Here is an 18,100-nt window from a genome sequence, read left to right on the forward strand (position 1 = left end):
CGTGATAGAGCGCAGCACGCGAAGACGCGCAAGCGCGCTGGATGACCGGGTTTTCTTGCTGAAACGGGCGATGGTGACCTCACTTCCTTGCGCGCTTTATAGCACAGAATGGTCCGTCACCGAACCCTCAGGCCGGCATTTTCATCTTGCCATTCACCAGATCCGAATAGTCGGTCACAAGCGCTTCGGTCGCCGCGGCAGGTTTGTAATTGAACTCACCGATCTGACGCACCGGCGTAATCTCTGCTGCCGTGCCCGTGATGAAGCATTCGGAGAACGTGCCGAGTTCTTCCGGCATGATCGTGCGCTCAATGACCTCGATCTGGCGCGCCTTGGCGAGCTTCACCGCCGTCTGACGCGTGATCCCGTTCAGGAAGCAGTCCGGTGTCGGGGTATGCAGCGCGCCATCGCGCATGAAGAAAATGTTCGCGCCCGTCGCCTCAGCAACGTGCCCGCGCCAATCAAGCATCAGCGCATCAGCAAAACCATCGCGCTCTGCGGCATGCTTGGACAGGGTACAGATCATGTAGAGACCGGCCGCCTTGGCTTCACAAGGCGCAGTCTTCGGGTCCGGGCGACGCCACTGGGCATGTGTCATCGCAATGCCCTTCATCTTGTCAGCGAAATAGTCGCCCCAGTGCCAGACAGCGATCGCGAGATGGATCGTGTTGTTCTGCGCCGAAACGCCCATCATCTCAGACCCGCGCCAGGCAATCGCCCGCACATAAGCGCTGTCGAGCCCAGACTTGGCCAATGTCTCAACTTTCGCCGCCTCAATCTCATCGACGGTGAACGGGATGTCGAAGCCCAGAATGCGCGCAGAATTATGCAGTCGCTCTGAGTGCCTGCGTGATTCGAAGATCTTGCCGCCATAGGCGCGCTCGCCCTCAAACACAGAAGAGGCGTAATGCAAGCCGTGCGTCAGGACGTGGACCTTCGTATCGCGCCACGGCACGAACTCGCCGTCCATCCAAATGTAGCCATCTCGATCATGGTACGCAGCGGTGTCGGCAGCCATATTTTTACGTCCTTGCTTGAACTCTTACTGGAAAACCGCTCCATTCTCAGATTGTGGCATCCGAAGTCAACCAGAAGCCGGGCGAAACGGGGCGGGTAGACCCGCGACTCTTTCTCAGGGAGGAAGAGCTTGACCATGGTATTGCCTTGTTACTGGCCAGTGAGCGCGCCCTTGGAGAGGCCATCCGCAAGGGCCGTCGCTCAACAGGTCTGAACGCATCGGGCCTGCGCCTGCTGATCACAATCCGCTTCCGGCCGGGCCTAACCGTGACTGAACTTCGGGCCCTCACTGGCACGACAACACCGACGATGGCGCGAATCCTTGGCGAACTCGACAAACAGAATCTGGTTGTGAAAACCCAAGGCGGGCGTGATGCCCGGCGACGGCGACTCACTATATCCGAAGATGGGGAAGCGCTGATCCGCCCGGTCGTCGAGAATCTGCGCGCGGCGCTGCGCGAAGCATACCGCGATGCTGGCGCAACAGCCGTGGCCGGCACACGTGCCGTTCTGGAGGCACTGACGAAATGAGCGAAGCTCAGCACCTGCTCGTCGTTGATGACGACAATAGAATTCGGGATCTTCTGAAGAAGTATCTCATCAGCAATGGCTACCGCGTCAGCGCGGCCGCCAATGCCGCAACCGCGCGCAAACTCATCACCACCTTCGACTTCGATCTGGCTATCTTCGACATCATGATGCCGGGCGAGACGGGGTTGGAGCTGCTTGAAAGCCTGCGCCAGGGCGGCGTGCGTGTCCCCGTCCTGCTGCTGACAGCACGCGGCGAGACCTCTGACCGGATTGAAGGGCTGAAAAGCGGCGCGGATGACTATCTCGCCAAGCCGTTTGAGCCTGAAGAACTTATGCTGCGCGTCGCAGCAATCTTGCGCCGCACGCATGTTGAGCCGCCGCCCGAAGAGATCGAAATGTCGGGGCTGGTCTTCAACGCCAAACGCGCCGAGCTGAATGATGGCGAGCATCATGTGCGCCTCACCGAGGCCGAAACGCATCTTCTCTCGATGTTGGCGGCAAAAGCTGGAGAACCGGTCAGCCGCGAGGAACTTGCTTCAAAGTCCCCCGGCAGCACGGAACGCTCGATTGACGTGCAGGTCACGCGCCTGCGCCGCAAGATCGAGCCGGACCCGAAACAGCCCATCCACATCCAGACCGTACGCGGCATTGGCTACCGTTTGATGCCGGACTGATCATCCCCTCAGCGCAAAAGACCGATAAGCCGCATCTTCGCCAACTATTTCGCGCCTGCATCAGTCTGATGCTTTCGCATCCGCCCGCCTGCGGCTAAGCCAATGATATGGCCTCACTCTTCAAGCTGCGTTTGAGAGACATCACCCCCCGCGGGCTCTATCCGCGGTCGGTGCTGATGGTCGTGCTGCCAGTTGTGCTGCTGCTAACAGCGGTGACCTATATCTTTTACGACAGTCATTGGCGCCACACCTCCCGCAAGCTCAGCCAGACGATCTCCAGCGAGATCCAGTTCATGGTGATGCTGCGCCACCAATATCCTGACCAGTTTGCCCTGCTCAGCGACGAAGCGCGCATTGCCATGCAGCTCGAAGTCGAGGTCCTGCCTGACACTCAATTACCGACCGAGCAGAAACAGCTGTTCTTCACCGCCCTCGATGAAATCCTGTCGCGCGAGCTCGACGTCTCGCTGGAGGCGCCGTTCTGGTTTGACCTCTCCGGCTATAGCGAAAAGGTCGAAATCCAGGTCCAGGACGGGCCGGATGTCCTGCGCTTCTTCGCTGAACGCGACCGCACCTTTTCGACCACCGGCCATATTTTCATCGTCTGGGTGATCGGGGCGACAGGCATTTTGGTGGCGCTGGCGCTCGGCTTCCTGCGCAATCAGGTCCGCTCCATCCTCAGACTGACCGAGGCGGCAAAGGCCTTCGGACGCGGGCGTGACACCTACCCCTACCGCCCGTCCGGGGCGACCGAGATCCGGGACGCCGCAAAGGCCGTTCTCGACATGCGCACCCGGCTGACCACGTTCGCAGATGAGCGCACCGAAATGCTGGCCGGCATCAGCCATGACCTGCGCACACCGCTCACCCGGCTAAAACTCCAACTCGCCATGATGGAACAGACCGAGGACATCAAATCAGCCCGGGGCGACCTTGCCGAAATGGCCGCCATGCTCGACGAGTATCTCGCCTTTGCGAGCGGAAGCGAAGGCGAACAGCCGGTCGAATTCAGGCTGGACGATCTGGTCGAGGAGGTGGTGGGCGCCTTGGGCAACAAGTCCGACATCCGGGCCAGCGAGCCGATCACGCTGATCGCCCGCAAAAGCCTGATGCGCCGCGCTGTCTCCAACCTCATCTCCAATGCGCAGGGCTTTGCGACCAAGGTCGAGATCCACGTGATCAAAGGCCCGCATATGGCAGAGCTTATTGTCGATGATGATGGCCCCGGCATCCCGGAAGATCAGCGCGAAGAAGCCTTCAAACCGTTCCGGCGGCTCGATGTTTCACGCAATCAGAATGTCCCCGGCACAGGTCTCGGCCTGTCGCTGGCCCGCGACACAGCCCGTCAGCATGGCGGCGATATCCGCCTTGAGGACAGTCCCCTTGGCGGCCTTCGCGTCCGTCTTCGTTTGCCGATCTAGCGTCTAGAAGCCTGCAGGGCGCGCGAGCCCCGGCGCGCTGATACAGATCACCTTGAAGCGGCTACCGAGCTCCGCCGGATCGACCAGGCGGCGCACGCCCTCATAAATCGCTTCGGCCTTCGCCGGATTGGCCGCGACCAGCGCCTGCATCCGTGCCTCGGCGCCTAGCGCCATCAGAAACCCGCCTTGTTCGATCGGCCCTGACACCTCCAGCCCAGCCTTCTGCGCCATGCGCGCCAGCCGTCCAAAGTCGATATCGACGGTCAAATCCGTCTCGCCCGGCGCCTCAAATGGACTGACCTGCTTACCATTCCGGAACGCCCGCAAGGTGTCACCCGGTGCGCCGTCCGATGGACCATAATCGATAAACAGCGCCCGGCCCGGCACACGCGCGAATGCGTCTTTCAGACTGTCGACCAGCGTCTCCAAAGCAGGCTGCACTTCGACGACACGCTGGTTTTCCGCTGCCTCTGCATCCAGCGCAACCGCTCCGTCCGCAGCAATACCAAGCGACACCTCACCAGCCTCATTCAGGCCGACCACCCGCTCCTGCCAGTTCTCGCCTGAGCGCACGAACTGGCGCGCCGGCAGACAGTCCAGCCACTCATTGGCGAACAGCAAAAACGGTGTTTCACCGATCTGGTTGAACGCACCCAGAAAGTCTGGATGAAAATCCGAGAGGCGCGTTCTCTGGGCCTTTGAATAGACCGGGCTCGCTTCGCTGATCGCCAGGCTGAAATTGCCCCCCGAACCAGTTTGCCCGATGGCGCGCATCATGTCGGCCATCATCGTGCCCCGGCCCGCGCCCACCTCGCACAGCGTAAAGGGCTGCGGCGCGCCAAGCCCCTGCCATTCATTGAGGCACCATAGCCCCAGCAATTCGCCAAACACCTGGCTGATCTCGGGCGCGGTGATGAAATCGCGGCCAATGCCCGGACGGGTCGCGTAATAGCCATGCTGCGGGTCATGCAGGCAGGCATTCATATAGGCCGACAGCGGCAAGGGCCCGCCCGCCTTAATGAGGGATGCCAGTTTCGCTTTCAGCTCGCTCACATCAGTCCTCGCGGGGCGCCCGGGCAGCGCGCCTTCACAGCTTTAGGGATTGGTCGCAGGCACACCGCCGCCGGGCGGCTTGCGCAGTGCATTCCACACCAGCAACGCGCCGCCGATCCACATTGGCAGCGACAGAAGCTGTCCCATCGTTACCCAGTCCGGCAACACGCCCAGCGTAAAGCTGTCTGGCATGCGGAACTGTTCAGAGATCGACCGGCCTGCCGCATAGAACAGCAGGAACATGCCCGCCGCGAGACCCGGCCGTTTCAGGATGCCTGACTTCCAGACAAGGAATGAGATAATCAGCGCCGGGATAAGCCCTTCCAGAACCGCCTCATAGAGCTGGCTCGGATGGCGCGGCATTTCTGCTTCGCAAAGACGATAGGCCGGGTTCTGATCGGCGCAGTAGACCCATTCATTAGTCTGCCAGTCATAGGCCGACGGCGTGCCGCCCGTATTCGCCTCAGGGAACACCATACCGATGCTCGCATCAGTATGACGGCCATAAAGCTCGGCATTTATAAAGTTGGCGAGGCGTCCAAACATCAGGCCGAACGGCGTCACCACACCGGCAATATCTGCGATGGACAACAGCTTGATGCCGCGTTGGCGCGTCACTAGCAAGATCGCAATCGCGACCCCCAGCAATCCGCCATGGAAAGACATGCCGCCTTCCCAGATGCGCAACAGCCCCCACGGGTCCCGCATGATGCTGTCGAACTGGAAGGGCAGCTGGTAGAACAGGATATAGCCGATACGCCCGCCAAGGATCACACCGAGCGTAATGTAGAAGATCAGATCATCGACATCGTCGCGCGAGGCTGGCGGTTTTCCTGCCCAAAGCCGTTCCTTGCTGACCAGCAGCAGCGCATAGCGCCAGCCGATCACGAGGCCCGCAATATAAGCCAGCGCGTACCAGCGAATGGGGAAACTGCCGAGCCCAAGAAAGCCAAGATCGATCTCAACCAGCGCCGGGCTGAACTCCGGAAAGCTCATTGCGGCTGTATAAAGTGCGTGCATGCGTCGTCTTTTCCCTGTCGGAGACCTGGCTTATCTGTCAGGAAACCGCCTAGTCAGTCCCTTTATTGGCGGCAAGGAGTAACCGCATGGCCAACACAAATCCACTGCTTGATGACCTTGCTGGTCTGATGACCGGCGCAATGGGCGCTGCAAAAGCTGCTGGCGACGAAGCCCGCACCGCGATGCAGGCGCGCGTCCGCTCGCTCATCGCCGACATGGACCTTGCAGAACGCGACGAGATCGAAGCCGTCCGCGCCATCGCCGTCAGCGCGCTGGAGCAGGTCGAGGCGCTGGAAAAGCGCGTCGCAGCCCTCGAAGCCAAATAGGCAGCTTCAGCCAAGCTCACCGGCGAGGCGAACGCTCTTGATCAGCGCGTAAACCTCGCGGCCGGGCGCGAGCGCCAGATCGGCGACCGCCGCTGGCGTCAGGCTGGAGCGAAGGCGTTGATCCCCCAGCGCCAGCTCCACCGTGACAGACCTCGCCTGCTCGTCGGGCGTGATCCGCTCAATCTTCGCGGCCACAATATTGCGAATGCTGATCTGCTCAGGCTTCTGAAGCGCGATCGACACATCACCCGCATGAATATTCACGCGGACCAGCGAGCCAACTGACAGCGACCGGTTCAGCGGCAGCCAGAGCGTTTCATCACCCACGCCAAGACGCGTCAGCCCCGCCTGCCCGTCATGGCCACGCACCAGCCCTTCGATGATCGCGCCTTGCCCCCCTGCCATCGACAACGGCATCAGGTCCATCAGCCGCGAAACCTCGACAAGCCGTCCATGCGCTTTCACCCGCCCATCACCGAGGATCATGATGTGATCGGCCAGCGCCGTGATCTCTTCCACGTCATGCGTGACATGGATCACCGGCAGAGCGAACCGTTTCGGTAGGTCGCGGATCATCGCCAGCAAGGTGCGCCGCGCTGGCCGGTCCAGCCCGGTCAGAGGTTCATCCAACAGCAGGAGTTTCGGCCGCGACAGCAAGGTCCGCGCGAGTGCCACTCGCTGCGCTTCGCCGCCCGACAGCGTCTCGACCCGTTTGTCCAGCAAATCGCTGAGCCCTGTCGCGCTGACGGCCTCATCAAACGAGATGTCGTTCGCGCCCTTCGTGCTGCGCCGATCGGCAAAGGCAAGATTTCCGCGTACGTCGAGATGGCTGAACAGACGCGGCGTCTGGAACATGTATCCCGCGCCTCGCTTGTGCACCGGAACGTCAACGCCTGCCGCGCGATCGTACCAGGTCTCTTCGCCAAACTGGATATGCCCGCCGCCCGGCCGGTCCAGCCCGGCAATCGCGCGCAGCAGGGTCGTCTTGCCGCTGCCACTACGCCCGAACACCGCCGTGATGCCGGAGAGCTCCAGCGGCTCGCAAACGGCCAGCTCAAACCCGCCACGCTTGCAAACGACATCAAGAAGGAGGCGATCAGCTGACACGCAGACGATACCTCCCATTCAACGCATAGACGCCCAGCAGCGTCACGAAGGAGAAGACGAGCAGGCCAATCGACAGAATATGGGCCTCTGCATATTCGATATTCTCGACATGCTCATAGACCGCGATTGAAATGACGCGCGTGCGCTCGGGAATATTCCCGCCGACCATCAGCACGACGCCAAACTCCCCAATCGTGTGCGCAAAGGTCAGGATGCAGGCGGTCAAAAGCCCCCGCCGCGATTGTGGCAGCACGACACTTCGAAACGTATCGAAGGGCGACGCGCGCAGGATGGCTGCCGCCTCACGCTGGTCCCGCCCCACACTCTCAAACGCGGTTTGAAGCGGCTGCACCATGAAGGGCAGCGAATAGACCACCGACGCAATCACCAACCCCGCGAACGAGAAGCTCAGCGTCCCCCCGGTGAGTGATACCCACAACCCGCCAATCGGGGCTTCAGGATTGAAAAGAACAAGCAGGTAAAACCCGATCACCGTCGGTGGCAGCACAAGCGGCAGCGCCGTCACCGCCTCGATAATCGGTTTCGCCTTTGAGCGCGTCGACGACAGCCACCAGGCGAGCGGAATACCGAGCGCCAACAGCACCAGCGTCGTCACCAGCGCCAGTTGCAGGCTGAGCAGAACGGCGCCGAAATCAGGCATCACTCCTCAACCCCATAGCCGCTGCGCGCGATGATGCGGCGCGCTCTCTCGCTGCCAAGATAGGCCAGAAACGCCGCCGCCGCCGGATTGTCCGCACTTCCGGTCAACAAAACACCATCCTGTCTGATCGGCGCATAGAGCATGCTCGGCACCTCCCAGAAATCGCCCTGTAAATCGTCGCCCTGCGCCATCATTTGCGAGAGCGCGACAAACCCCATCTCGGCATTCCCGGTCGCAACAAGCGCATAGACCTGCCCGACATTCTGCCCCCGCACGAGCTGCCCCTGCAATGCCTCTTGAAGGCCAAGCGCCTCAAGCACTTCGATTGCCGCAGCGCCATAGGGCGCAAGGTCCGGATTGGCGATGGCGAGCGCGCGAAAATCCCCATTGCGCAGCCTCGCGTCCACGCCATCCGGGCCGCCCACCTCATCACGGCTCCAGAGCGCCAGACGCCCGATCGCATAAGTGAAGCGCGAGCCCTCCTGCGCATAGCCCGCCTCTTCCAGCATCTCAGGCCGCCGTTGATCAGCCGCGAGGAAGATGTCGTACGGCGCGCCATGCGTAATCTGCGTGTAAAGCTGCCCCGTCGAGCCACTGACGAGATTGACCGCCACATCCGACTGGCCCTCGAAATCGCGTTCCAGCGCTTCAGCAACGCTCAGGAAATTGGAAGCCGTTGCCACCATCACGGGCTGCTCTGCCCCGCGCGAACACGCGCTGATACAGGCGATCGCTGCCCAAAGGGCGATCATCGCGAACCGGGGACCCTGTCTGAGCGGCATAAATTCGCCTAGCATCGCACTCTTGCCGCGGCAACAAGATCGCCGAGCCTCAAAGCTGCACCATTAACTGCACTCGGCGATTGCAGTGACCCGCGCCTGCATGCGACGAAACTTTCTGGGCGCTTCCACAACCGAAAAGGGAAGTGCGGTTGCAGGGGACCCTGCCCGTGTTACCGTCCTGTCCAGTGGCAGCCCGCCACGTTGATTCGGAGGACATAGCCGATGAACCTCAACCTCGATCACGCCCGCGATGTTCAAGCCGATCCGCTGGATCTCGTCGAAGCCTGCCTGGAAAATGCCGGCTGGGAACATCAGCGCGACGAAGACACCAGCCTGCAGTGCATTGCCCAGTCCCGTTGGGGCGAAATGGGTGCGCTGTTTGCCTCGCGCCGCGAGCCACCTGCCCTGCACTTCACGGTCACGCTCGACCTGAAACCGACAGCTGCTCGCGCCAATGCAATCTCGAAACTGGTTCTGATGGCGAATGAGCGTCTCTGGCTCGGCCACTTCGACTACTGGATGGAGGACAATCTGCTCCTCTTCCGCCACACCATTCCGATGCTGGACCGCGACGAACCAGAGCCGGGCGAAATCCGCGCCGTGCTCGCCGCGGCAACCGATGCGGTGAACATGTTCGTGCCAGCCTTCAACTTCGTGATCTGGGCCGGCAAGACGCCTGAAGAGGCCATTGACGGCGCGATGTTCGAAACCGATGGCGAGGCCTGAGCCGGGACTGACCCTGATCGGCGGGGGCCGTATGGGATCGGCCCTTGCTGGCGGCTGGATCAAGTCCGGCTATGAAGGCCCGATCTCAATTCACGATCCCAAACCGTCTGACCTGCTGACTGAGTGGCAGGCCGCTGGCCATATCGCCCTCAACCCAGATCCGACCCCGGCGGCGACGCTGGTCATCGCCGTCAAACCGCAAGTCTATCCCGATATTCTCGGCGCCATCCGCGCATTGGTTGGTCCGGACACGCTCGTTCTCTCCATCATGGCTGGCGTCACTCTGGACGCGCTCGCCCGCGATGTCGGCACGCGCCGCGTTGCCCGCGCCATGCCCAATACGCCCGGCCTTGTCGGCGAAGGCATGACGCTTCTCTGCCCGCCCGCCGATGCAAGCGACGAAGACACTGCCTATCTGCATGACCTTTTGACCCCGCTTGGCGCCGTCGAAGGCCCGATTGGCGAGGACCAGATTTCCGCCGCCACCGCCATTTCAGGCTGCGGCCCGGCCTACGCTTTCCTGCTCGCCGAAGTCATGGCGGCTGCCGGCCGCGCGCATGGCCTCGACGAAGGCCTTGCCCTTCGCCTCGCGCGCAAAACGGTACAGGGCGCGGGCGTCCTGATGATGGACAGCGAGGACCCGCCATCTCGCCTCCGCGAGAACGTTACCTCGCCCGGCGGCGTGACCAAGGCTGCCCTCGATGTCTTGATGCGTGACGGCGCGATGCCATCTCTCATGGAAGAAGCTGTAGGAGCTGCGATCCGCCGAGATCGCGAACTCTCTGGAGAGTAAACCATGACCGATCTTCGCAAGGACACCGTCGAAAAATGTGTCCGCGCCGCCCTGACCCTCGCCGCCAAAAAGCCCTGGCCTGAGCTGACGCTTGCCGAGGTCACGAAAGAAGCGGGCGTTTCCCTGGAGGATGTTCGCGGCCTGATGGACAAGAACAAGCTCGCTGACGAAATCGACAGCTTTTTCGACAGGGCGATGAGCGAAGGCGCTTTCGATGATGATGAGAGCCCGCGCACGCGCCTCTTTGATGTCATCATGATGCGGTTTGAAGCGATGGAGCCTCATCGCGAGGCGCTTCTTTCCTTGATGGAATGGCGCAAGACACAGCCGCTGCGCCTGATCAGCCTGATCGCCGCGCGCGAAGACACCGCCAACTGGGCGCTCGCCTGCACCGGTCTCGACAAGACAGAAGACCTGCCAAAACCGGTCCGCACTGCCTCTGTCGGCTGGGCCATCACCCGGGCTGAGCGCGCCTGGCGCAAGGAAGACAGCGCAGACCTTTCTCGCACCATGGCAAGCCTCGATGGAGAGCTGCGCAAGATGGAAGAGCGTGAAGGCTGGCTCAACAAATGGCGCGGCAAACTCAGCGGTAAATCTGAAGATGAGACCGCCGAACGCTCGCCCACCGACGACACCGAACCGACCACAGAACAACAGCCAAGCTAAGCTGTATTCGGGGACGCCTTCGGCCTCAAACACCTCACGTTTTCATCCATAAGGATTTGATTTAACGCCGTAGTTTTGCGCCCCTGAAGCTGTATTAAATGTTTCAGCAAACCGTCATCAAATCGATGCCAATCCATCTTTAACAGCGGCCCCGTCAACCAAGTTGAGGGGCCTGATCCATGCTGAAAACATTACTATTCGCGACGAGCGCACTAAGTCTTGCTGGGCTAACCGCCCCGGCATTCGCGCAGGACGCATCCACACCGGACGAGGACGAGTACAAGCTCGACACCGTCACGGTTTCCGGTTCACTTCTCGCCCGCCAGCGCGGCATCGGCGAGAAGCGCGATGCACTGCAGGTCATCGAAGCGCTCGGCTCTGATGAGCTCGGCCAGTTGCCAGACAATAATGTCGGCGAAAGCCTCAACCGCCTCGCCGGGGTCTCGATGCTCGTCGAGAAAGGCGAAGGCCGCTACGTCCAGATCCGCGGCATCAATCCTGCCCTCAACAATGTCACGATCAATGGCGCCAATCTTGGCTCCCCCGAGACCGAAGGCGGCGGCCGCAATGCCCCGCTCGACATTATTGCAGGCGGTGTCCTCGGCTCTGTGCAGGTCATCAAGGCGCCCACCCCGGACATGGACGCGCAGGGCATTGGCGGCACTGTCAATGTTGAGACCAAATCCCCATTTGACCGGACAGATGATTTCTACGGCTATCTTACCGCCCGCTATGGCTTCGATGAAATAGAGCCGAAGGACGGCGCCTATGGCGGCGAGAACCCTTATGCCATTGATGCCACGCTGTCTGGCAAGACGATGGGCGGCAAGCTTGGCTGGCTGGTCGGCGCGTCATGGTCGGACCGGGAATATATCGCGCCCGGCTATTACAATGATGACTGGGTCAGCTATGACCCGGACCCTGCCTCCGGATCGATCGGCGGTTCCGCCCCGGAAAACGTCAAGAACAATTACTATGTCATCGGCCGCGAGCGCCTGAACATCAATCTCACCGGGGAGTACCGCCCGGACAGCAATTCAAAGTATTTTGCCCGCGCCTTCTACGCCAGCTGGGACGAATTCCAGCACCGCAACCGCTATGAACAGAATTTCGACAATGATGTCGTCTTCACCACGCCAACCAGCGGAACGCTCGGCCTCAACCGTATCGCAATCAATTTGCGGCTCGAAGATGCCGAGAAAGAGGTCATCACGCTCGCGGCGGGCGGTGAGAATGTCTTCGGCGATTTCACGCTGAACTATGAAGTTACCGGCAATGAGAACTCGATAAATGAGCCATACTCCTATTGGGAGTGGCGCTCGGGCCGAAGCTTCGGACCCTCCAGCTTTGACATTTCTGGAGACGGCATTGTCACCATCACGCCAGATGCCGGCGCCCTCGACCGCCAGGACCCATCCCTGATCGACTTCCGCCGCGCCCGCTTCCGGGACTCCGACATGGAAGAAACCGGACTCGCCGGTCAGGTCGATCTACGCTGGGACATGGATGAGCAGACATGGTTCAAGGCAGGCCTGAAAGCGCGCACCGCAGACCGCGACTGGGACTTCCAGACCGTGCGCTATGATGGCGGCGCGCTGGACCTTGACCTTGGCACCGCGCCTTCCTTCACCAATGGCGCCTTCTTCAATTGCTTTGAGAAAGGCTGCGGACCGAACATCTTCCTGGATGTCGATGCCATGAACGCCTTCCTCGCCGACCCGCAGAATGCAGGTTACTTCGCGGTCAATGATGGCGACACCTTCATTCGAGATTTCGCATCGGACTATGAGATTGAGGAAACCGTGCTCGCTGGCTATGCGATGGGCGTGCGCCAGTTCGGCCCTGTCGAGGTAATCGGCGGTGTTCGCATCGAGGCGACTGACATCTCATCTTCGGGCTATCTGCTAAACGGCGACACGGCGCAGAAAATCCATGATGGCAGCGACTATATCACGGTCCTTCCAGCGCTTTTGACGAACACCCGTCTCACGGACTCGCTGAAACTGCGCGCTTCGGTCACCCGCGCACTTGGCCGCCCGGACTATGACGCCATCGCGCCCCGGTCGAGCTATGATGAGGAGTTTGGTGTCGCCCGACTTTCCATCGGCAACCCCGATCTGGAAGCGCGTGTATCCTGGAACTATGACGCAAGCCTTGAATGGTACCCCAATGACCTGACGCTTCTCTCGGCGGCCGTCTTCCTGAAGGACATTTCAGATGATCTGGTTGGCCTTTCGGAGCGTTACACGACGCAGGCCGACATCGATGCCGCCCTCGCCCAGCGCGGGCTTGCAAATACGGTCGATACCTCACAGCTCACCGAGCTTAATATCTCCACGACAGTCAATGGCGGCAGCAGCGAACTGAAAGGTCTCGAACTCATCGCGCAGACCCAGTTCGATCCCTTCCTGCCAGAGGCGCTCGCCGGTTTCGGTGCGTCCGCATCGGTAACGTTCCTCGACGGGGAAACCGAAGTGAACGGCGAAACGCTTCCGGTGCTTAATCAAGCGGAGAAGACCTACAGCGTCACCGCCTTCTACCAGAACCACAATATCGATGCCTCGGTCAGCTATGCCTATAATGACGACTTCCTGACCAATGTGAATCTGGACCAGCCTGCGTTTAACCTCAATCAGGGATCGTTCGGACGCTGGGATGCGAAAGTCTCCTACGAACCGAAGCAGGATCTCAAATTCTTCGCTGAGGCTGTGAACATCAACAATGAGCCGACCAGCGAATTCCAGGGCGGCGATGAAAGACAACGTACCGAGTGGGAATATGTCGGTACGACCGTCTATCTCGGCGTCAGCTACGGCTTCTAGAACACCTCCACCTCTCGAAGGCATCCAGCTGCGGCTGGGTGCCTTTCGCTTTCACGCGACAAAGGCCCCACCCCATGAAACATTTTCTTGCAGCCTTGATGCTTTCCGGCCCCGTTGCCTGTGCCGCAGCCCAGACGGCACCGCTTCCCTCACATGAAGTCGAGCCCTACCAGGCCCCGACAATACAGACACTGACTGGCGAAACCCTGCGCGAGTATGAAGCCCCCGAGGCCGACCAGGGCGTCGCCGTCGATGACACCTTTTTCTACCCCATCGACAATTCGGTGATCGGCAAGTACCGCCTCGACACAGGCGAGCTTGTCGCCCGCTTCGCGGCGCCCGCCAAGGGCCTCCTGCGCCACATGAATTCCTGCAAGACTGTCGGCGACAAGCTCTGGTGCGCGAACTCAAACTACTCGCTCAAACCCATGGGCTCATCGGTTGAAGTCTTCGACACCAGCGACATGTCCCACGCCGCCTCGCACAGCCTTGGCATGATGGATGAAGGCTCACTGACCTTCCTCGACACGCTTGAAAACGGCCGCCTCGCAGGCTTTGCCCACTATAGCGGCAAGGGCGGTCTGGATTTCAAGGACGCGACCTTTGCCAGCATCGTCACATTCGACGAGGCCTGGCGGCGCACCGGCGGCTGGATGTTCCCCGCCTCGGTGATTGACCGCATGGCCCCCTATGCCGCGTCCGGCGGCGCAATCGGCCCGGACGGTCTGCTTTACATTCTCGGCCATGATCGCCCGGAGATGTACGTGCTCGCCAAGCCCGCCATGGGACCGGTCATGCTCCACGTTGCCACCATCGTGATCGAAGCAGAGGGCCAGGCCTTCAGCTGGGCCACCGATGGCAGCCGGTCTGTCTACACCATCGACCGGCGCAAGGGTCTCGTGCGCCATATCGCGCTTCCAGACGTGGAGATGACTGCACCGGAAATGCTGCGCTTTCGCTAGGGCAACATTCGTGCGCTCCGGCCCTCGCAAGACGGCTGGAAACTCGCTAGACCGGGGCCATGGCTACTATCCCCCACACGCTCGCGCCCCGAATTGCCGGAATGAACGGCATCAAACACGGCTTTTTCGGCCGTCAGGGCGGCACGTCCGAAGGGATTTATGACAGCCTCAATCTCGGCATCGGGTCGGACGACAAGCCAAAAGCGGTGATGCGTAATCGCAGGCTCGTCTCGGACCTGATCGGCACGCGGGAAGTCGACCATCTCCTCTCCTGCCACCAGACCCATTCTGACCTTGCCATCCTGGCCACCATGCCCTGGGGCAAGGATCGCCCGCAGGCCGATGGCATGGTCACCACATTGCCCGGCATCGCGCTCTGCATTCTGACAGCTGATTGCGTCCCTGTGCTTTTCGCCGACAGAAAAGCCGGCGTCATTGGCGCCTGTCATGCAGGCTGGAAAGGCGCGGTCGGCGGCATTTGCGAGGCCACCATCGCCAAGATGGAAGAAGCCGGTGCGCACCGCAAAGACATCCACGCCGCCATCGGCCCGTGCATCGGCCAGGCGAGCTATGAGGTCGGCCCGGAATTTCGCGATGAGTTCATGCAGCGCGCCCCATGGAGCGCCAACCTCTTCCACCCCGGACAGGGCGACCGGTTTCACTTCGATATCGAGACCTTCGTGAAGAACGTCCTCGTGCGCCAGAAGCTCGCCTGGGTCGACGTCATCGGCCACGACACCTGCGAACTGGAAGACATGTATTTCTCCAACCGCCGTCGCAATCATTATGGCGAACCCGATTATGGCCGTCAGGGCTCGGTCATCATGCTGGAAGGCTAGGCGCGGCGGCGCGATTTAATCTAGCAGGATTGAGTCATCCTTTTCCTTGCGACTCGAGCGCCTGTAGGCCACAAGCACCTCGACCTGCATAGAAACCGAGAGCTGAGACGCGATGAAACTCATTTCCTGCAACGCAAACCGCCCGCTTGCCGAAGCCATTGCAGACCATCTCGACTGCCCGCTTTCGAATGCCGAGATCAAGAATTTTGCCGACAATGAAATCTTTGTCCGCATCAACGAGAATGTCCGCGGCGAAGACGTGTTCGTCATCCAGTCGACGTCGAAGCCTGCCAATGACAATCTGATGGAGCTGCTGATCTGTATCGACGCACTTGTCCGCGCCTCGGCCAGCCGTATCACCGCCGTCATCCCATATTACGGCTATGCCCGTCAGGACCGTAAAACCGATGGCCGCACGCCCATCTCCGCCAAGCTCGTCGCCAACCTGATCGCCAAGGCTGGCGCAGACCGCGTGCTGACCATGGACCTTCATGCTGGCCAGATTCAGGGCTTCTTCGATGTGCCGACCGACAATCTCGTCGCGATGCCGGTCATCGAGAACGACGTCCGCAGAACGCATACCGGCAAGAATTTGATGGTTGTCTCACCAGACGTTGGCGGCGTGGTCCGCGCGCGCGGCCTTGCCAACCGGCTGGGCGTGGACCTTGCCATTGTCGACAAGCGCCGCCCGGAAGCTGGCAAATCGGAAGTGATGAACATCATCGGCGATGTCGAGGGCCGTCATTGCGTGCTCGTCGACGATATCTGCGACTCCGGTGGCACGCTGGTCAACGCCGCTGCCGCGCTGAAGGAAAAAGGCGCGTCTGGCGTTTCGGCCTATGTCACGCACGGCGTTCTTTCCAACAATGCCGTCAAGCGCGTCGAGCAATCTGTCATGGATGAGATCGTCATCTGCGACACGATCAAGCCGACCGAGGAAGACTTTGCTTCGAACGCCCTGCGCGTCCTTTCCGTGGCCCCACTCCTTGGCGAAGCGATCCGGCGGATCGCAAACAATGAGAGCGTGTCGAAACTGTTCGACTAGTCTGTCCCAGACCGGACACGCCTCTCTCCATCCCCGCCCCAAAAACTTCAAAAACGCCGGGTGAGCGATGCTCATATCCGGCGTTTTTCATTTCTGGCGCGCCAGCCGACCTCAGCTCCACCGGAACATTCGTCCTCCCTTTCGTGTTGATACACTGAAAGAAAACAAGCGAAGAGGACATAGAATATGGCCGACAGTCAGAGACTGAGCGACATGCTCACCACCATCAATCCCACCACCGGCAAGGAACTCGAGCGCTACCCCATGATGGGCGATAGCGAAGTCGAATCCACGGTGAAGAAGTGCCATGAGGCGTTCCTGTCCTGGCGCCACGAAACGCCGGAAAAGCGCGCCGAAGTCATCCGCGCGATCGGCAAGGGCCTCAAAGACAATAAGGACGAGCTGGCAGAGCTGATGACCCGCGAAATGGGTAAACTCGTCAAACAGGGCAAACAGGAAGTCGACCTGTGCGCAGGCATCTGCGACTGGACTGCCGAAAATGGCCCCGACAACCTCAAGACCGAAGAACGCAAGCTGCCCAATGGCGGACGCGGCCTTGTCGCCTATTCGCCTATTGGCGTCATTTACGGCATCCAGCCTTGGAATTTCCCGACCTATCAGGTCGTTCGGTACGCGATCGCGAACCTGATGGCCGGCAATGGTGTCCTCTTGAAGCACGCCGAGAACGTCACCGGTTCAGGCCTGATGATCGAGAAAATCTTTCGCGAAGCTGGCCTTCCGGAGAATTTGTTCTCGGTTCTGCGCATCAGCCATGACCAGTCCGACAAGGTCATCGAGCATGATCTTGTGCGCGGCGTCACACTGACAGGCAGCTCGGCAGCTGGCGAAATCATCGGCAAGAAAGCCGGTGAGCAGCTGAAGAAAACCGTTCTCGAGCTTGGCTCAAATGACGCCTATCTCGTGCTCGAAGATGCCAACCTCGAAAAGGCTGTGAAGCAATGCGTCATGGGCCGCGTCTATAATAATGGCGAGACCTGCGTTGCCGCAAAACGCTTCATCGTCGTCGATGCGATCTATGACAAATTCCGTGATGCGTTCGTCGAAGCGATGAAGGGCGTCAAACACGGCGACCCGATGGGCTCCGACGCCGATATCGGCCCGATGGCCCGCGAAGACCTGCGCGATGACCTGCACGAGCAAGTCGAGAAAAGCGTCGAGAACGGCGCGAAAATCCTCTGCGGCGGTGAAGTGCCTGATCAGGACGGCTGGTGGTATCCATCCACCGTGCTCGAAAACGTCAAGCCGGGGCAACCGGCCTATGATGACGAGTTGTTCGGCCCCGTCGCATCGCTCATCCGCGCCAAGGATGCTGAAGACGCAATGCGCATCGCCAATGATAGCCGGTTCGGCCTCGGCGGCGGCATCTTCTCCGAGAATAAGGAGAAAGCCATCGAGCTTGCCGAGAAGCATTTCGACACCGGCATGGTGTTCATCAATGGCTTCGGTCTTGCCCAGCCCAACATGCCGTTTGGCGGCGTGAAGAATTCCGGTTTTGGCCGCGAACATGGTGGCTTCGGCATGAAGGAATTCGTGAACATCAAGGCGATCAATGTGATGGGCTAGGCCCACACATCGCCCCCAACAAAATTGCGGCGCCAGCCTGTTTAAGGGCTGGCGCCGTTTTTGTGTTCAAG

At 60.5% G+C, this 18,100-nt stretch carries 18 protein-coding genes; 12 read left to right on the forward strand and 6 right to left on the reverse strand.

Translation table 11 applies throughout. The annotated features are described in order from the left end of the window. Positions 1–127 precede the first annotated feature (127 nt). Positions 128–1,018 (reverse strand): branched-chain amino acid aminotransferase, encoded by an 891-nt coding sequence (locus B8783_RS10530; RefSeq protein ID WP_084420084.1) that lies wholly within the window; start codon positions 1,016–1,018, stop codon positions 128–130. A 53-nt stretch (positions 1,019–1,071) separates the two neighbouring features. On the opposite strand from B8783_RS10530, the gene B8783_RS10535 reads away from it, so the two are divergent. The 3 genes from B8783_RS10535 (at position 1,072) to B8783_RS10545 (ending at position 3,643) form a co-directional block, all read left to right on the forward strand. After that, positions 1,072–1,548, forward strand: coding sequence for a MarR family winged helix-turn-helix transcriptional regulator (locus B8783_RS10535; RefSeq protein ID WP_169711778.1), 477 nt, complete (start codon positions 1,072–1,074; stop codon positions 1,546–1,548). Continuing rightward, positions 1,545–2,222 (forward strand): response regulator, encoded by a 678-nt coding sequence (locus tag B8783_RS10540; protein ID WP_084420086.1) that lies wholly within the window; start codon positions 1,545–1,547, stop codon positions 2,220–2,222. The genes B8783_RS10535 and B8783_RS10540 overlap by 4 nt, the downstream gene beginning before the upstream one ends. 107 nt (positions 2,223–2,329) lie before the next feature. Further along, on the forward strand, positions 2,330–3,643 hold the full coding sequence (locus B8783_RS10545) for a sensor histidine kinase (protein ID WP_084420087.1): 1,314 nt from the start codon (positions 2,330–2,332) through the stop codon (positions 3,641–3,643). Between the two features lie 3 nt (positions 3,644–3,646). Here B8783_RS10545 and B8783_RS10550 read toward each other — a convergent pair whose 3' ends face one another. Together B8783_RS10550 and lgt are read right to left on the reverse strand one after the other, a co-directional pair. Continuing rightward, a complete protein-coding gene (locus tag B8783_RS10550; RefSeq protein WP_084420088.1) occupies positions 3,647–4,696 on the reverse strand; it encodes a class I SAM-dependent methyltransferase in 1,050 nt (349 codons plus the stop codon). Positions 4,697–4,738: 42 nt separating this feature from the next. Further along, positions 4,739–5,716: a prolipoprotein diacylglyceryl transferase gene (gene lgt / locus B8783_RS10555; protein ID WP_084420089.1), complete on the reverse strand. Its 978-nt coding sequence runs from the start codon at positions 5,714–5,716 to the stop codon at positions 4,739–4,741. 86 nt (positions 5,717–5,802) lie between these two features. Between lgt and B8783_RS10560 the strand changes: the two genes are divergently transcribed. Beyond that, on the forward strand, positions 5,803–6,042 hold the full coding sequence (locus B8783_RS10560; protein WP_084420090.1) for an accessory factor UbiK family protein: 240 nt from the start codon (positions 5,803–5,805) through the stop codon (positions 6,040–6,042). 6 nt (positions 6,043–6,048) lie between these two features. Here the strand turns inward: B8783_RS10560 and modC are convergent, their stop codons facing one another. The 3 genes from modC to modA are packed head-to-tail and all read right to left on the reverse strand — an operon-like array spanning position 6,049 to position 8,592. Further along, the gene (modC, locus tag B8783_RS10565) at positions 6,049–7,149 is read right to left on the reverse strand and encodes a molybdenum ABC transporter ATP-binding protein (protein ID WP_169711779.1); all 1,101 of its coding nucleotides are present in this window, start codon (positions 7,147–7,149) and stop codon (positions 6,049–6,051) included. After that, positions 7,139–7,810 (reverse strand): molybdate ABC transporter permease subunit, encoded by a 672-nt coding sequence (gene modB, locus B8783_RS10570; RefSeq protein ID WP_084420092.1) that lies wholly within the window; start codon positions 7,808–7,810, stop codon positions 7,139–7,141. Before modB ends, modC begins: the two co-directional genes overlap by 11 nt. Beyond that, a complete protein-coding gene (gene modA / locus B8783_RS10575) occupies positions 7,810–8,592 on the reverse strand; it encodes a molybdate ABC transporter substrate-binding protein (RefSeq protein ID WP_084422058.1) in 783 nt (260 codons plus the stop codon). The genes modB and modA overlap by 1 nt, the downstream gene beginning before the upstream one ends. A 222-nt stretch (positions 8,593–8,814) precedes the next feature. On the opposite strand from modA, the gene B8783_RS10580 reads away from it, so the two are divergent. The 8 genes from B8783_RS10580 (at position 8,815) to B8783_RS10615 (ending at position 18,029) form a co-directional block, all read left to right on the forward strand. After that, positions 8,815–9,318 carry a type III secretion system chaperone family protein gene (locus B8783_RS10580; RefSeq protein ID WP_084420093.1) on the forward strand — a complete coding sequence of 168 codons (504 nt, stop codon included), beginning with the start codon at positions 8,815–8,817 and terminating at the stop codon, positions 9,316–9,318. Further along, complete coding sequence (gene proC, locus B8783_RS10585; RefSeq protein WP_084420094.1) at positions 9,305–10,111, forward strand: pyrroline-5-carboxylate reductase; 807 nt, start codon at positions 9,305–9,307, stop codon at positions 10,109–10,111. The genes B8783_RS10580 and proC overlap by 14 nt, the downstream gene beginning before the upstream one ends. Before the next feature lie 3 nt (positions 10,112–10,114). Then, the gene (locus tag B8783_RS10590) at positions 10,115–10,777 is read left to right on the forward strand and encodes a hypothetical protein (RefSeq protein WP_084420095.1); all 663 of its coding nucleotides are present in this window, start codon (positions 10,115–10,117) and stop codon (positions 10,775–10,777) included. Positions 10,778–10,956: 179 nt separating this feature from the next. After that, entirely contained in the window at positions 10,957–13,599 is a 2,643-nt protein-coding gene (locus tag B8783_RS10595; protein WP_084420096.1) for a TonB-dependent receptor, read from the forward strand. A gap of 74 nt (positions 13,600–13,673) precedes the next feature. Further along, complete coding sequence (locus B8783_RS10600) at positions 13,674–14,561, forward strand: hypothetical protein (protein ID WP_084420097.1); 888 nt, start codon at positions 13,674–13,676, stop codon at positions 14,559–14,561. 59 nt (positions 14,562–14,620) lie between these two features. Further along, positions 14,621–15,400 carry a peptidoglycan editing factor PgeF gene (gene pgeF, locus B8783_RS10605; RefSeq protein WP_233355749.1) on the forward strand — a complete coding sequence of 260 codons (780 nt, stop codon included), beginning with the start codon at positions 14,621–14,623 and terminating at the stop codon, positions 15,398–15,400. A gap of 112 nt (positions 15,401–15,512) precedes the next feature. After that, positions 15,513–16,445, forward strand: a complete 933-nt coding sequence (locus B8783_RS10610) for a ribose-phosphate pyrophosphokinase (RefSeq protein ID WP_084420099.1) — start codon at positions 15,513–15,515, stop codon at positions 16,443–16,445. Positions 16,446–16,631: 186 nt separating this feature from the next. After that, the gene (locus tag B8783_RS10615) at positions 16,632–18,029 is read left to right on the forward strand and encodes an NAD-dependent succinate-semialdehyde dehydrogenase (RefSeq protein ID WP_084420100.1); all 1,398 of its coding nucleotides are present in this window, start codon (positions 16,632–16,634) and stop codon (positions 18,027–18,029) included. Positions 18,030–18,100 lie beyond the last annotated feature (71 nt).

Origin of the sequence: Henriciella litoralis (genome assembly GCF_002088935.1) — a bacterium.
GTDB lineage: Bacteria > Pseudomonadota > Alphaproteobacteria > Caulobacterales > Hyphomonadaceae > Henriciella > Henriciella litoralis.